Below are 16,054 nucleotides of genomic sequence, written 5' to 3'. Positions count from 1 at the left end.
TTTGTTGTCACACAGCCCTAATTTATTTCTTGCACCTTTTTTTCTCGCAATTTTGTCTTGTTCAAATTCAACGAAACAATTTAAAACAGAAAGTTATGTATGCAACAATTTATACTTTAGTATTAATCATTCACATCATAAGCGGTTTCGCAGGTTTAGCATCAGGAACTGTCGCAATATCAAAAACCAATTCGATCAAAACACATAAAATTGCTGGAAAAGTATTTTTTTATGCTATGTTATTTATTTTCATCACAAGTACATTAATGTGTTTGATGAAAACGAATCATTTTTTATTGCTAATAGGTTTCTTTAGTTTTTATTTGACTTGTACGGGACTACGAATCCTGCAACTAAAAAGCATTACTAAAAATAAGTTAGAACCAACATTTGTTGATTATGTAATTTCAATAACCGGCATCTCAGTTGGGATATCGATACTTATTCTCGCCTTTTTTTTATTTCAATCTAATAATAATTTTGGTGTAGTATGCCTGTTTTTTGGTTCTATATCAATCTTTTTAGGCGTTTCAGATGGTAGAAAATTCAATAAAGCTTTCACTAATAAATTCTATTGGATTAATACACACGCAATGCGAATGGCAGGAGCTTATGTTGCAACAGTAACTGCTTTTATTGTGGTGAATGTGCAAATAAATCAAGGATGGATTCTATGGATTCTGCCCAGCTTAATTATCATTCCGATTGCAAAAAAATTAGTAAAAAACAAAGTAAATCAATTTCAAACTAAGATATAAATCAATTTTAAATTTAAAAACAAAACAAAATGAAGACACAATTCCACAAAATCGCATTAATTTTAGGCGCATTCTTAATGACATCTTGCGCGTTCAACAAAAACTTTTTAAACCCTACAAAATTTCAAGACAATTTAGAAAAATTAGTAGTAAACAAAACAGCTACTGATTCTATGATCATAACTTTTGCTGGGAAAAACCACCAACCAAGCTTTTTCGATAAAAATAACCAATCAGTAACATTAGTTTATACGATAGAAAGTATCAACTTTCCTTCTACAAATGGATATTTGTTACATGGCTGGATGTTAAAACCAAAAGACCTTAACCCGAAAGCAACTTTAATCCATTTTCACGGTAACGGGAGTAATTTGCTTTATCAAATGAAATTTATTTTGCCATTAGTGAAAAAGGGTTATCAGGTGTTTATTTTTGACTACAGCGGATTTGGCTTTTCAAAAGGAAAAGCGACTAGAAAGCAATTGTTAAAGGATGGAGAAGACGCCATAAATTATGTGAAAACAAGAAACGACATTTCCAGTTTACCGCTATTTATTCACGGCGTGTCTTACGGGGGAAACTTGGCCATTTGTGTAGCTGCAAAAATGCAAGATAAAGTGGATGGAATTGTTACGGAAGGTGCCTTTTCCAATCACAAAGATTTAGCAAGTGATGGAAATAGAAAAAAGATAATGACTCGCCTTTTTGTTAAAGAAATATATGCGTCTGAAAACTATGTTTCACAAATAAAAAAACCATTATTAATTGTCCACAGTGCAGACGATACTGTAATCCCGTTTATCAACGCTGAACGCATTTACACTAATGCGATTTCACCCAACAAACAATTTCTAAAAATTAACGGGAAACATTTAGAGGCTAATGCTTCAGATTTAGATAAAATAGATGGTACAATTATGGGTATGAAATAAATATTATTAATCAAAATGTGAAGACAGTGTGTGGGTGAGGTGTCGGGAATATTTGCACAACTTTTAACGCCGGTCATTATATTTACTATGTAAAGAACAATTCAGAGAGCTGGATAATAATACTGTGTGATTATCTAAAAGTATCAAATAATCGAAATAACGAATAAATAAAGCCTGATTATTTCTGAAATAATCAGGCTTTAATTTTTATTATAAAATTTAAAATTATTGATAAACTTTAATGTAATCAATAATAAAATCCTGAGGAAGAATTGTATCGTTAACTTCTGGACCGCCAAAGTTTCCTCCAATTGCCATATTAACAATCAAATAAAATGATTGATCGAAAGGCCAAACCGCCTCCGTTTTATTCTCAGGTTGGAACGTATATACTAATTGTTCATCTACAAAGAAATCCATTTTATCTTTTGTCCATTCCACAGCATAGATATGAAAACCTTGTTCTATAATATCAAATCTAGTTTTCTTGGTATTAATTGTATTTCCGTGACTGTCTTGTGTGTGCAATGAGGTAAAAACCATATTAGGCTCTTTACCAATATATTCTAAAATATCAATTTCACCACATTTAGGCCAGCCAACTTCTTTAATATTGGAACCTAACATCCAAAATGCCGGCCAAACTCCTTGACCAACAGGTAGTTTTGCTCTCGCTTCAAACCGGCCGTATTTAAACTCTTTTTTGCCTTTGGTAGTCAACCGAGTCGAAGTATATTTGTCGCCTTCTTTTTTTGCCGTAATAACTAGTTTATTTTCTGCTACTTTGTGATTTTCGTTGGTGTACAATTGCCTTTCGTTGTTTCCCCAACCACAATTAGGACAGCCATCGCCAAGCTCGAAGTTCCAACTTTTTTCATTTAAAAATTTACCGTCAAAATTCTCCTCCCAAACTAGTTTGCGCGTACTCTGTTGTGCAAAAGAAAATTGGACAACAAGTAATAGTACTATGATTTTTTTCATTTTAGTTTAATTAGAATATTGAAAATCACCTTCCAGTTTTGTTACTGAACTTCCTCCAATGTACACTTTAAAATCTCCGTTCTCAGCTTCCCATTTTCTATTGGCAGTAAAATATTCAATAGTTTTTTCATTGATTATAAATACTACTTTTTTGGTTTCGTTGGGTTGCAATTCAATCATTTCAAATCCTTTCAACTCTTTTACAGGACGCGTGGTACTTCCTATTAAATCTCTAATATACAATTGAACTACTTCTTTTCCTTTAACTTTTCCAGTATTTTTTACAGTTACAGAAACCTCTATTTTGCCATTTTTAGTAAATGAAGGAGATGATAATTGCAAATTAGCGTATTCAACTTTAGAATAACTGAGTCCGTGACCAAAGGCATAAAGAGGCGTATTTTTTTCATCGATATAATGCGACCAAAACACACTTTCTGGCTCATTCATAACTGGTCTTCCAGTATTTTTAAAATTGTAATAAATAGGAACCTGCCCCACATTTCGCGGAAATGTCATTGGCAATTTTCCACTTGGGTTATAATCTCCATATAGCACCTCAGCAATTGCATTTCCGCTTTGTGTTCCTAGCTGCCACGCTTCAACAATTGCAGGAATATTTTCATCTGCCCAAGGAATTGCTAACGGCCGACCATTATTTAAAACCAAAACTATATTAGCATTTACTTTATAAATAGCTTCTAGCAATTCTTGCTGAACTCCAGGCAGTCCAATGTCAGTTCTACTTCTTCCCTCACCTGATTGTAAACCGTGTTCTCCTAAAACCATAATAACAATATCGGCTTGTTTTGCAACCGCTAAGGCTTCGGTAAATCCACTTTTGTCAATCATGTTAATTTTAGTTTCCCAAATAAATTGTGTTCTTCCCTCTGTTACGTCAGCTCCTTTTGCGTAGGTCAACTGATTGCCAGTATACTTTTGTAAACCTTCCAAAACTGATACTGCCGAATTATCATCAGCAGCGATTCTCCAACTTCCCAACGGACTCGTTTTATCATTTGCCAAAGCGCCAATAACGGCAATTTTCTGACCTGATTTTTTTAAGGGTAATAATTCTTTGTCATTTTTTAAAAGCACGATTGACTTTCTAGCCATATCCAAAACCCCTTCTTGAAACTCTTGTTTTCCAACAGTCGTCAATTCTCTATTTTCATCACAGTATTTATAGGGATCCTCAAATAATCCCAACTCAAACTTTACTTTCAAGATTCGTCTTGCAGCATCATTAATTACACTTTCTTTTACTTTACCTTCTTTGACTAATTCTACTAAATGAGTAACATAAGCACTGGATTCCATATCCATGTCAGAACCTGCATTAATAGCTATCTCCGCAGCATGTTTGCTGTCTTTAGCATAACCATGCGCGATCATCTCGTTGATTGATCCCCAATCAGAGACCATTAATCCATCAAATTTCCATTCGCCCTTGAGTATTTCTCTTTGTAAATACGAACTTCCTGTTGCAGGAATTCCGTTTAACTCGTTGAAAGAGTTCATAAAAGTTCGCACACCTGCATCAACAGCCGCTTTGAAGGGAGGAAAAATAGTGTTCTGCAACACTGTTTCACTTATATCAACTGTGTTATAATCTCTTCCTGCTTCTGCAAATCCGTAGCCTGCAAAATGTTTGGCGCAAGCCAAAATAGTGTTGGTAGCCGATAAATCTTCCCCCTGAAAACCTTGAACTCTTGCTACTGCAATTTTACTTCCCAAAAACGGATCTTCACCCGCGCCCTCCATTACCCGACCCCAGCGTGCGTCTCTGGAAATATCAACCATGGGTGCAAAAGTCCAGTTTAGTCCCACAGCAGCCGCTTCTTCTGCAGCAATTGCAGCTGATTTTTTTATAGCTTCTAGATCCCAACTAGCTGCCTCTGCTAGCGGAATTGGACTAATAGTTTTATAGCCATGAATAACATCAAATCCAAATAGTAGTGGAATCCCTAACCGAGTTTGCTCGACCGCAATTTTTTGTAATGCTCGTACATCCTTCACTCCTCTTACGTTAAGCATTGATCCTACCAACCCTTTTTTTAAATCATCGTATTTCTTTGCGGCCTGACCTTCTTTTGGTGTTGGCCCCGTAATTTCCCAGAACCCATTGTATTGATTGAGCTGTCCTACTTTTTCTTCTAAAGTCATTAGTTGAAGCACCGAATCTACTTTGGTATCCAAAATACTTTCTTTAGAATAAGGAACTGGAGATTTTAAAATTTTGTTGCTGCAGCCTGTTGTTATTAGAACCGTTACGACTAATACCGCTATGATGGATCTATTTTTCATATTGATTCTTTTACAAAATAAAAGGTAGGTAAAAGAACCAACCTTTTGATAATTTACACTTATTAAAAATTTTATTGATAAACCCTTACATAATCAATTTCCATTGCTGATTGTGAGAAAGCTGGATCAATTGCCCCGCCAAATGAGCCACCCATTGCGACATTCAAAATCAAAAAGAAATCACTGTTAAAGGGCACTGTAGCACTATTTGTAAAAGAGTGAAAAAGTACATCGTCTACATAAAACTGGATCAAAGCCGGACTCCACACTGTTTTATAAATATGAAATTCAGATGATGCATTTGCAATTGTTGTTTTAGCGGTATTAGCGTTTCCGCCAAAATTTCCAGGATAATGCAGAGAACCATGAATTACATTAGGATCATTACCTCGATGTTCCATGAAATCAATTTCACCACATTTTGGCCAAGTATTAGTTGCATAATCTTGCCCGAGCGACCATATTGCTGGCCAAGTTCCTGCACCTGCAGGTAGTTTAGCTCTTACTTCTATTCGACCATAGGTAAATTCATATTTATTCTCAGTTTTTAGTCGGGCAGATGTATATCCTGTTCCTACTTTTTTAGCTGTGATTTTTAGATTTCCACCTTGAACAATTACATTATCAGCAGCACTTGTATAAGTTTGAGATTCATTATTTCCCCAACCTCCTGCTCCTAAGTCATAACCCCATTTTGCAGGATCGGGAGCACCGTCAGTATTAAATTCATCAGAAAATTTTAAAACAGTATAATTTGCTGTTAGTGGCGGCGTTACTGCAGCTCCGGGCGGCGATGTTGTAAAAGTGTGGTACCAAGCTAAAAATGGATTACCTGATTGAATTACTCGAACAACCATACGGTTATCAGTAATTGACAAAATTTCATAAGAACTGGTTCCCACAAAATAACCCATAAAACCGCCGTCAGCTATGTTTACTATGGTCCCTCTCGTTTGAGTGGCACTGTCAGGATTTTTAGTGATAAATGATTCCGATTTACTTAAAGTAACGATTTTAGAACCACTAGTATTTAGATCATAACAAGCATCATCGCCACCACCTTTAAATGCACCATTGTAAAAAGTTTGGCCTTTATTGTCTAGTTCAAATCGCATTTGCTGCGCAACTAAAGAGAACGTCATCACGCTGTTGTATAAACAAGTGGCCGATTTTTCATTGGCAACAGCCGCATAAAAATCTGGAAAATAATTTTTTGTTCCAAAAGTAGGATCAGACCATGCAACATTTGGCCCAACACCTAAATGTCCAGGTTCTCTTTGTGCCCAATACCATTTTCTGCTTGAACCACCGGTTAAAAATTGCACAGCACCTTCATCTTTAAAATCACTAAACACTGTAATTTCTAAAGTGACATTAGTAGCAATACCGCCAGCACCAGATGCAATAACAGTAACCGTATAAGTATTTACCCCAGGCGTTGCAAAAGAATTTTCTAAAACGCCACTTGGAGCATTTTTTGTAATGCCGTCGCTAAAAACATATTTAAAGGAGATAGCATTTTTTGCGGTACTTGAAAACCTGACTTTACCAGAACCATCGCCATTAGGCAAAGCAGCAGACTTGCCAATTATTTCAGCAGTAACTTTTAAATCAGTGGGAGTATCCAGTGATCCAAAAACTAGATTTTCATCCTGGCAATTGACCATCAAGAGAAGGACAAGTACAGATACGATATTTATAATTATTTTTTTCATTTTAATTGTTTTTGTATGTTGTTAGTGTTAACATGATTAAAACTATGATCTACTGAGATAGTTGCTTTTTAATTATGGAAATAAACATTATCGACATAGACAGTATTATTGCCCGAAGGAGCACCAACGTAAATTAATTGTGCAATGTGAGCACGAGTAGTCAGCCCTGTAAATGAACTTAATGGTATGTCTAAACTTACCCATGTCCCTTTGGCAGGCGCAGTGATAGTTATTTCATGTTCTTTGTCATCGCCTCCGCCAAATGCGCCGTTAGGTCCAAAATCTACCAACTTGATCTTAAATTCTGTAAAATCAGATGACCAAACATCAGTATGAAAATGAGTCATTGCGGTCGCGTTTATTGGTGTTGTAGTAGCTTCAATACCCACAAAGTCTAATGCACTATATTTTTTAGTTGCATTTCCACTGATAGTTAAGTCAGTTAAAGTAGCATTTGACCATGAAGTTCTCCAAGTATCAACTGCTACATTTGTATAGCTATCACTAAACATCGATATTACTTTAGCAGCTGCAAGGGTGGGAACTGGAGCTGCAGTAACAGATCCTACTGTGTTGTAAAAGAAAACATTATCTACATAAACTGTAGTATTTCCTGATGGCGAACCTACAAAAATTAGTTGCGCAATATGAGAACGAGTTGTTAACCCAGTAAAATCGCTCAAAGGAATATCCAAACTTACCCATTTTTCCTTTGCAGGATTAGCGATCGTGATTTCGTGTTCCCGATCATCACCTCCGCCAAAAGCGCCATTAGGTCCAAAATCGACCAATTTAATTTTAAATTCAGTAAAATCCGAAGACCAAATATCAACGTGAAAAAATGTCATTGCAGCTGCATTTATAGGTGTTGTAGTTGCTTCGATTCCAACGAAATTCAAAGCACTGTACTTTTTTGTTTTGTTGCCACTAATGTCAATATCTTCCAAATTTGCCTGAGACCAAGAAGTGCGCCAAGTATCAATAGCAACATTTGTGTAACTGTCGCTGAACATCGAAATAACATTTGCAGCTGGAATGGTAGGAATCGGGGCAGCAAATAAATTAGTTATTGTTACACTTTGGATTTTTTGAATAGTTGCAGCACCTCCGCTCAACGCAACAACTCGTACTTGAAATGTTCCAGGATTTTTATAGGTATGAGTGATTACTTCATCTTGCATAAAATTTACTGGAACTTCATTAGCGACATCGCCAAAATAAACCTGGAAGAAGGTCTCTAATTCCGCTTTGGCTGTTACGCTGATCGAAAGGTTACTTCCAATAGTTATAGTTGGTTCAAAATTTGTTGGTGCTAAAAAAGAAACAGTCACCTCTTGAATCGCTTCCGTTTTTTTTCCATTTATTGTAACACCAACAATTTTTGCTTGAAATTTTCCCTCTTTATATTTGTGTGTTGTAGTTCCACCTGGAGCAACAAAAATGGGAGTCGTTGTTGTATCGCCAAAATAAATTTCAAATTGCGTTACTCCTTCCCCTTTAGGCAAAAAGGTCACATTTACAGAATTATCTTGCGTAATTGTAGTAAGCGCGGAAATATTTGATGGTGCTAGAACGCCCTCTAAATCCACGAGACTATTTTCGTCTGTACAACCTAAAAAGAGTGCGACAGCAAAAAGACTTAGTGTTAATTTTAATTTTTTCATGTCTAAATAATATTAGTTTTTAATAGCCAGGATTTTGTTGCCAATTACCATTTGCAAATTGAATTTCTTCAATAGGTATTGGAAATAATTCATTTTTATTCGCTGTAAATCCGGGGATTTCTTGTGCCGCTTTTCCGGTGCGAACTAAATCAAAGAAACGGTGTCCTTCTCCAACTAACTCTAACCTTCTTTCTAAAAGAATAAAATCAGTCAAAGCAGCTCCAGAGGATGAAATATCATGGTTTAAATCTCCAAAAGCACGTCGGCGCACTTGATTTAAATACCCTCTTGCTTTCGTATCGTCAATACCGCCGCGACTATAAGCTTCAGCAGCCATTAATAAAACATCGGCATATCTAATTGCTCTATAATTATTTGGATTGGTAAGATTTAAATCTCCTTGTGATTCCGCTCTTCTTGTTCTAGGAATATATTTTCTATTAAAAAAACCAGTGTGCTCATATCCTTTTCCAAACGTCGCTCCTGTTGCAGTTGCCCAAGCTTCGATGTCTAAAATTGCCACTGCTTTTCTTAAATCACCGGCTTCAAATGCATTTACAACTTTTTGGGTTGGAACATTAAAGCTAAAACCCGAAGTAAAGAGAGTACCTGTGTAATTTCTGGGTCCATTGAAACCTACAGCTACATTTCCTTCGCTACATTGGAGACATCCAAAACCTGCTCCTTCGACATCAGTATACTGCACTTCAAATACCGATTCCAAACCATTTTCACCTGCATTTTCAAAAATAGTATTATAGTTTACTATCAATGCGTATGGCGAAGTGCTAATCAAACTCTCTAGCGTTGAAGCAGCTTGGGCAAATTTATTCTGGTATAGATAAGCCTTTCCTAATAAAGCTAATGCCGCGCCTCTGGTAACTCGTCCTTTTTGAACAGCCGTTGCTGATAAATTTGCTGAGGCAAAAATCAAATCAGATTCTATTGTTGCATAAACTGCTGAGGCTGGGGAACGAGGAATTAATTTCTCATCGCCTGGACTAAACCTTGCATCGCCTTTCATAGGAATTGCGCCAAACCATTTTACTAATTCGAAATGATAATATGCTCTAAGAAATCGAGCTTCAGCAATTACTTGCTTTTTTTCTGGAAAATCAGTTTTGTCTTTGAATTCCAAAATATAATTTGCACGTTGAACTCCAGCAAACATCCAATCCCACAAATTCTTTAAATTGCTATTGACTGGCGTATGAATCATATCATCAATTTGCTGAAATCCTGGCGTATCAGATTGGCTTTCACCTCCTGCTAAGGTATTATCTGAGGCTATCTCACCTAAAATTGAATTGAGATAAGTTGTTTGAAGCAAATCATAAGCTGCAATTAAAGCATTGTCATAATCAGATTTAGAATTAAAATAATTCTCAGAATCGATTGAATATTGTACGGGGCGATCCACAAAATCATCACTACAAGAAACGGTAATAGTAAAGAATATTGCGATCGATATGAGGCTAATAAATAGATATTTTTTCATTTTTGTACGAATTAAAAATTAATATTTAAACCTAGCAAATAGGTTCTTGGTATTGGATAAAAACCATAGTCAATTCCGCCGCCAATTGGAGCGCCATTCGAAGCACCAGGATCAAAACCTTTGTATTTGGTAAATGTGTATAAATTATTTACACCAGCATACAATCTTACTTTTGTAATCCCTGCTTTTTCGGAATATTTAGGATTTAACGAATATCCCAATTGCATGTTTTGAATTCTCAAATAGGAAGCATCTTCAACAAAATAACTTGAAAAAGTAGAATTTCCAGTTGCACTTGTAGTTACTCTGGGATTTGCATTCGTGCTACCTTCGCCTGTCCATCTATCCAAAACATAATTCAAGCGGTTTACATCGGTAAGATTTCTTTCGTAATTACGTACCATATCATTCCCTACAGAGGCAAAAGTGTACACAGCAAAATCAAAACTTTTATAATTCATTTGTAAATTAAAACCCATTGTGGCAGCAGGAATTGGATCTCCAATGTTCGTTCTATCGCTTGCATTCAAGATTCCATCTCCATTTGTATCAACAAAACGAAGATCGCCAGGACTAGCATCAGCACCAAGTGCTAATTGAGATGGATGTGCATCTATTTCTGCTTGATTTTGAAAAATCCCATCCGTTTTGTACCCATAGAAATAACCTATTGGTTTTCCCACTTCCATTCTTGAAGGAGGAAGTTGGCCTACGCCAAACGCACCACCTTCAATATATCCTATTCCGTTGTTTACTTCTAGTACTTCGTTTTTAAGAAAAGTAATATTGTAGCCCACGCCCATCGAAAAATTTTCTGAAAATTTATTTTTATAATCAATGGCAAATTCAAAACCTGAATTTCGCACTGTTCCAGCATTAATGGTAGGAGAGCCGGCTCCGGGAGCTGCAGTTCCATTGATTCCTGAAACCGGAATAAACGGAATTAACAAATCAGCGCGAGTATCAATAAAATAATCAGCAACAAAAGAAACTTTGTTTTGTGCTAATTTTAGATCTAAACCAACATCAAATTTTCTGGCTTCTTCCCATTTTAAATTTGCATTTGGAATTTGTCCCGTAGCTAAACCATTTACTAATGCATCATCAAAAACATAAGTAGCTTCGCCATTCAGTTGTGCTATGTAACCGTTATTTGGAATTTGGTCATTACCTAATGTACCGTAACTTCCTCTTAATTTCATGAAGTTTATAATTTTGTCTTCGCCAAAAAAACCTTCATCAGAGATTATCCAACCTGCTGTAAACGATGGAAAATAACCCACTTTATTACCAGGTCCAAATTTAGTAGAGGCATCACGGCGTATCATTGCTGAGAAAAGATACTTTCCTTTGTAATCATATTGTCCTCTAGCAAAATAAGAAAGCCTTCTTTCGTCATATATGTAAGAACTATTTGTCAGAACATCAGGAATTCCTCTTGTCAATCCAATATCAGCAAATTGCCAAGAATTGTAAGGAACATCAAATCCAGTTGCAAATAAACCATTACCGAATTGCTTAAAAATAGTGTTACCTATAGTTGCTGTCACATTGTGATCATTAGCAATTTTTTTTGTGTAGGTTCCAAATAAATCAAAGGAATAATCATTGTCATTAATTGCGTTTTGAGTTACTGAACTTCTAGGTACATCAAACACTTTTCCGCCATAACTAATTTGCTGGGCAAATGATTTAGACTCACTATTTGAAGTATTGAAACCAATAGAACTCGAAACCACAAAATCTTTAAAAAGTTTGTAATCAAACCCAAAATTACCATTGATTTTCTTAAAGTTGTAATCATTGTAAGTATTAGCAATTTGTGCTAATGGATTTATAATTTCAATACCTAAACCAGTAGTGCTTGGTATCAAACTAAAATTACCAGTGGCATCAAACGGTTTTAAGGTTGCTGGTGCATTTAATGCATTAAATAATATAGATCCCAAACCATTTTCATTTAACGACTTTCTATTAAAATAGGTATAGATTATATTTGTTTTTATTTTTAATTTCTCGGTAACATCAGCACCCAACGAAACTCTAGCTGTATTTCTTAAAAAACCCGATTTTGCTCCTCCAATAATTCCTTCTTGGTCTAAATGAGAACCACTCACTGAATACGTAATTTTATCAGATCCACCGGAGATATTAATATCGTGATTAATTATAGGAACACTAGTTCGTAAAACTTCATTTTGCCAATTTGTACCTTTTCCTAAACCAGAAACATTAGGAAATGGAATTGCATTGCCACCATTTGCATAACTTTCATTTAATAATAAAGCATATTCGGTTGCATTTAGCACGGGTAAAGTGCGAGAAGTTTCTTGAAAACCGGTGTATGTGTTATAACTAATTTTTGCTTTAGAATTCTTTTTACCAGATTTAGTGGTAATTAAAATAATTCCGTTGGCACCAATAGTTCCATATATAGCAGCTTGTGCATCTTTCAAAACCGTAATTGATTCTACATCATTAGGGTTTAATAATCCTAGGTCACCTACGTAACCATCAATTATAGTTGTTGGTCTGTTCTCTCCGTTAGTAGCAATTCCTCTGATGCGGATGTCTAATGCTGCACCAGGAGCACCCGAGGTTGTTGTTACATTAACTCCCGAAACGGTTCCTTGCAGTGCTTGTTCAATTCGCACTGGCTGTAATGCTTCTATAGTTTTACTATCCACAACTGAAACTGCTCCAGTTACTTCTCGTTTTTTCTGAGTTCCGTATCCAATGACTACTACTTCATCCAACAACTTAGAGTCCTCTTGCATTAAAATTGAAAGAGAATTAGCGGAAGCCAATACTTTATATTCATAATTTTTAAATCCCAGATAGGAAAAAACAATTGTTGATCCAGCTGCAATTCCTTTTAAAGAAAAACGACCGTCAAAATCAGTTGATGTACCTGTTTTGGCATTTTTTATTTGAACATTAACTCCTGGAATGGGTAAACTAGAACCAGCTTCTTTTACAACTCCCTCTATTTCAAATTTTTGGGCGAAGCCAAAAGAAGATAAAAATAGAAAAAGGATTAATAGATAGTTTGTCTTCATAATTTGTGTTTTTTGTGAATTATAAAATTAACAGTAAGAACTGATAATAAATCAAATAGAACCACAACAAAAAACATACAATGCAAAAAAAAGGCTATCTGATTGCTGATTTAAAAATTGGAAGCTGATAATTAAGAAGAAATTATGATTTTAAACGCCTTACAAAAACTTGCAAAACCGCAACGACAACGTTAATGTTGTGGTAATGTATAGTTTTTTGACCTAAAAAGTATGCACCTATACAGATAAAACATAATCAACTAATCCTTCTTCGTGCGTTAATTCCATCTTTTTTCGCAAACGATAACGTTTAATCTCAACACTGCGAACTGAAATATTTAATAAGGGAGCGACCTCCTTAGACGATAAATTTAGTCGTAAGTAAGCGCATAATCGTAAATCATTTGGGGTTAAGGTGGGGTGCGCGACTTTCATTTTTTTAAGAAAATCTTTGTCAGTACTGTCAAAAGCATCTTTGAAAACACTCCAGCTATCGCCTTCAGAAATATTTTTAGTGATGGTAGAAATCACTGACTTGATACTTCTATTTCCTCCTTCGGATGTTTTCTTTAAATCGTCTTTAATAAAGGTTAATAACTCATTTTTACTATTCAAACTCATAGTCGAAACTGCCAACTCTCTATTTTTAATATCAACGTCAATCGACAATTGCTCATTTCTAATTCTCATAACTTGCTGTTCATTTTCAAGCTCTTTTATCTCAAGTAACAAATTATTTTCTTCAATTAGCTTTTCCTTTTGCTTTTGGTAATAATTTTTATATGCCTTATGAATAAAACGACTCATTATTATTAGAAAAATAAAATAAAAGACTAAGGCAAGAGTAGACCAATACCACGGTTTCTCTACCGTAAACGAGTAAACAACAGCCTCGCTTGCAGTAGAATTTGCTAATTTAGATCGCACCTTAAAAATGTAATTACCCGGCGGCAAATTTTTAAAACTAACTGTTGTTTTTGAATTCCATTCACTCCACTCTTCTTGAAAACCTTCTAGTAAATATTGAAATTCAACATTTATATACTTATTAAAATCAGGTACTGTATAATTGATAATGATGTTATTGTCATCAAAATGAAAAACTCCTTTTGATAAAATAGATTGGTTGCTGTAATTTTCATTCTGTTTATTTGTTACAACTGATGTAATCGAAATTTTATAATTTTTAAAACTTAAATCATTAAGATTTAAAATATAGTACCCATTTGTAGTTCCGATCAAATAATCAGAATTTGAAATTTGAGTGATATTTTCGTAACCTAACATTGAATTAGTCAACGAGGCAGGAATAGGAATTATATTTTGTTTTAGTTGATTGCTCAATTTACTGACTGAGAAATAATGAATATAATTTTTTGAAAACAACCATATTTTATTTGAATTATCGACAATCAATTTCCCTGAAACGTATTGATCTTGCTCAAAAACCGAACTTAATAATGGATCTTTAACAAACTGCTTCGTTTTCTCGTTCAGCTTGAATATTCCTTTTTTGTTTGCATAATAAATAGCATTATTAAATTTTGTCAAACTGGCATTTTTGCCTTTACTAGGACTTGTATAGGTAGTAAAGCGTTTTGCTTTTAATAATTCACTGTCTAATTCTAATCTGTAAACACCTTTATATTCATGACTTATATAAACTTCTAAGTTCCGACTGATTTCAAAATACTTAGATGAGTAGTCAAATCCAATAATTTTATTTCTAAAAACCCACTCATTATCAATTTTAGAAAGCACTGAAATACCAAAATAATTTCCTTGCATTATGAAACCCTTCTGATTTGGCACCGTTTCAAACTTCCACGTTCCTGATCTCGAAAATATATTTTTTGCAATTCCATTGTCAACAACAAAAGTCCCAGAATCATGACCACAAAAAAGCGTTCCATCGTATTGAAATAAAGACCAAACTTGGCCTTTAGTTCCATTTATGAATTTAAATTCATCGTTAGTTTTATAATTTTTGAAAAATAAACCTTGATTGGTTCCTACATACAATTTACCGTTGTGCAACTTAGAGGTATATACTGTTCCCAAAATTCCAGTATCATCCACATAACTTTGTATTGGAGAATTGAGGTTGATGCAATTGATACCATTATCTAATCCCGCCCAAATATTTTTATCAGCATCTTCGTATATGGAGAGCACGGTATTATTGCTTAAACCTCTATTTTGAGTAATATGGTACTTTACTGTTCCGTCACTTTTTAAAATAAAAATTCCGTTGGAAACTGTACCTATTGCAAAACTTCCATCTGACAATAATTGACAACTGTAGACGCTACTTGCCGCTAAATCAGCATCGGCATCAGTATCAAACTTTGTCAAATTCCCTAAAATTAGTTTATAAAATCCTTTGCGTTGCGTTTGGATTAAAAGTCCTTCATCAATGTTGAAAATATTGACAATTTTATTACTTTTCAAAATTTCATTATCTGATAGCAATCGTTCTTTACCACTTTCAATTTCAAAAAGTCCCTCCTTTATAGTTTGAAAAAGAAGTGCGTTTTTTGTTTTAAAGGATTTGGTGATTTCACTTTTCGGGGATATGATCTTAAAAACTGCTGTTTTAGTGTCATAAATATAAATTCGGTTGAGGGATTGAAAAATTACCCATTGGTCATAATTTAAAATATTCCAAAACTGTTCATCATCAAGAATTTTATTTTGAATTTTTTTTGCAAGCGAAGTGTATTTTAGTTTACCATTTGCTTCTCGGACCCAGAAACCAAAATCCATGTAACAACCAGTATAAATTTTATCTCCAATCACTTTTACTGAGCGTAAAATAGTCTCGTTTGGTGAGGGATAAAGTTCCCACACCGAACCGTTAAACTCCAACAAACCCTCATTATTAGCAAAAAAAAGATAATTATTCTCGTCCTGTGAGATCATCCAGTTTTGATTTCCCGCTTCATAAAGTGTTGAGGGATATTTACTAATTGGTGGCAATTCTTGAGAGAACGCAGAAATTGACAGTAATAAAATATAAATATTTTGTAATGCTTTCAATGGTTGAGAGTTGTTAGTTTTTCAAAAATAAATATAAAAGTAGGATAAATTGAGCAGTCACTGTCCATAAAAACCATACAAGTTTTAAAAACGCCGATAAC

9 protein-coding genes are annotated in these 16,054 nt (G+C 34.7%); 2 read left to right on the top strand and 7 right to left on the bottom strand.

Annotated features, from left to right (window positions below):
- Nucleotides 1–95: 95 nt before the first annotated feature.
- Both BUB42_RS05420 and BUB42_RS05415 read left to right on the top strand, forming a co-directional pair.
- Complete coding sequence (locus tag BUB42_RS05420) at nucleotides 96–758, top strand: DUF2306 domain-containing protein (RefSeq protein ID WP_073017983.1); 663 nt, start codon at nucleotides 96–98, stop codon at nucleotides 756–758.
- Nucleotides 759–787: 29 nt separating this feature from the next.
- Nucleotides 788–1,690, top strand: a complete 903-nt coding sequence (locus tag BUB42_RS05415) for an alpha/beta hydrolase (RefSeq protein ID WP_073017981.1) — start codon at nucleotides 788–790, stop codon at nucleotides 1,688–1,690.
- A gap of 225 nt (nucleotides 1,691–1,915) precedes the next feature.
- Here BUB42_RS05415 and BUB42_RS05410 read toward each other — a convergent pair whose 3' ends face one another.
- The 7 genes from BUB42_RS05410 to BUB42_RS05380 all read right to left on the bottom strand — a co-directional run bounded on the left by BUB42_RS05410 (nucleotide 1,916) and on the right by BUB42_RS05380 (nucleotide 15,953).
- Nucleotides 1,916–2,671 carry a glycoside hydrolase family 16 protein gene (locus tag BUB42_RS05410; protein WP_073017979.1) on the bottom strand — a complete coding sequence of 252 codons (756 nt, stop codon included), beginning with the start codon at nucleotides 2,669–2,671 and terminating at the stop codon, nucleotides 1,916–1,918.
- A gap of 6 nt (nucleotides 2,672–2,677) precedes the next feature.
- On the bottom strand, nucleotides 2,678–4,978 hold the full coding sequence (gene bglX / locus BUB42_RS05405) for a beta-glucosidase BglX (RefSeq protein WP_073017977.1): 2,301 nt from the start codon (nucleotides 4,976–4,978) through the stop codon (nucleotides 2,678–2,680).
- A 71-nt stretch (nucleotides 4,979–5,049) separates the two neighbouring features.
- The gene (locus BUB42_RS05400; protein ID WP_073017975.1) at nucleotides 5,050–6,693 is read right to left on the bottom strand and encodes a glycoside hydrolase family 16 protein; all 1,644 of its coding nucleotides are present in this window, start codon (nucleotides 6,691–6,693) and stop codon (nucleotides 5,050–5,052) included.
- A gap of 68 nt (nucleotides 6,694–6,761) precedes the next feature.
- On the bottom strand, nucleotides 6,762–8,357 hold the full coding sequence (locus tag BUB42_RS05395) for a hypothetical protein (protein WP_073017974.1): 1,596 nt from the start codon (nucleotides 8,355–8,357) through the stop codon (nucleotides 6,762–6,764).
- Between the two features lie 19 nt (nucleotides 8,358–8,376).
- On the bottom strand, nucleotides 8,377–9,855 hold the full coding sequence (locus BUB42_RS05390; protein WP_073017972.1) for a RagB/SusD family nutrient uptake outer membrane protein: 1,479 nt from the start codon (nucleotides 9,853–9,855) through the stop codon (nucleotides 8,377–8,379).
- An 11-nt stretch (nucleotides 9,856–9,866) separates the two neighbouring features.
- Entirely contained in the window at nucleotides 9,867–12,914 is a 3,048-nt protein-coding gene (locus tag BUB42_RS05385) for a SusC/RagA family TonB-linked outer membrane protein (protein WP_073017971.1), read from the bottom strand.
- A 237-nt stretch (nucleotides 12,915–13,151) separates the two neighbouring features.
- A complete protein-coding gene (locus tag BUB42_RS05380; protein WP_073017969.1) occupies nucleotides 13,152–15,953 on the bottom strand; it encodes a triple tyrosine motif-containing protein in 2,802 nt (933 codons plus the stop codon).
- Nucleotides 15,954–16,054: the final 101 nt, after the last annotated feature.

Source organism: Flavobacterium micromati, from assembly GCF_900129585.1.
Lineage (GTDB): Bacteria > Bacteroidota > Bacteroidia > Flavobacteriales > Flavobacteriaceae > Flavobacterium > Flavobacterium micromati.
Note: the sequence above shows the minus strand (reverse complement) of the source record. Positions and strands in the feature narration are given on the sequence as shown.

What these genes read in the sequence shown, in the direction of transcription:
- BUB42_RS05420 (WP_073017983.1), top strand. Translation starts at nt 96, where the DNA reads ATGTATGCAACAATTTATACTTTAGTATTAATCATTCACATCATAAGC.
- BUB42_RS05415 (WP_073017981.1), top strand. Translation starts at nt 788, where the DNA reads ATGAAGACACAATTCCACAAAATCGCATTAATTTTAGGCGCATTCTTA.
- BUB42_RS05410 (WP_073017979.1), bottom strand. Translation starts at nt 2,671, where the DNA reads ATGAAAAAAATCATAGTACTATTACTTGTTGTCCAATTTTCTTTTGCA.
- bglX (WP_073017977.1), bottom strand. Translation starts at nt 4,978, where the DNA reads ATGAAAAATAGATCCATCATAGCGGTATTAGTCGTAACGGTTCTAATA.
- BUB42_RS05400 (WP_073017975.1), bottom strand. Translation starts at nt 6,693, where the DNA reads ATGAAAAAAATAATTATAAATATCGTATCTGTACTTGTCCTTCTCTTG.
- BUB42_RS05395 (WP_073017974.1), bottom strand. Translation starts at nt 8,357, where the DNA reads ATGAAAAAATTAAAATTAACACTAAGTCTTTTTGCTGTCGCACTCTTT.
- BUB42_RS05390 (WP_073017972.1), bottom strand. Translation starts at nt 9,855, where the DNA reads ATGAAAAAATATCTATTTATTAGCCTCATATCGATCGCAATATTCTTT.
- BUB42_RS05385 (WP_073017971.1), bottom strand. Translation starts at nt 12,914, where the DNA reads ATGAAGACAAACTATCTATTAATCCTTTTTCTATTTTTATCTTCTTTT.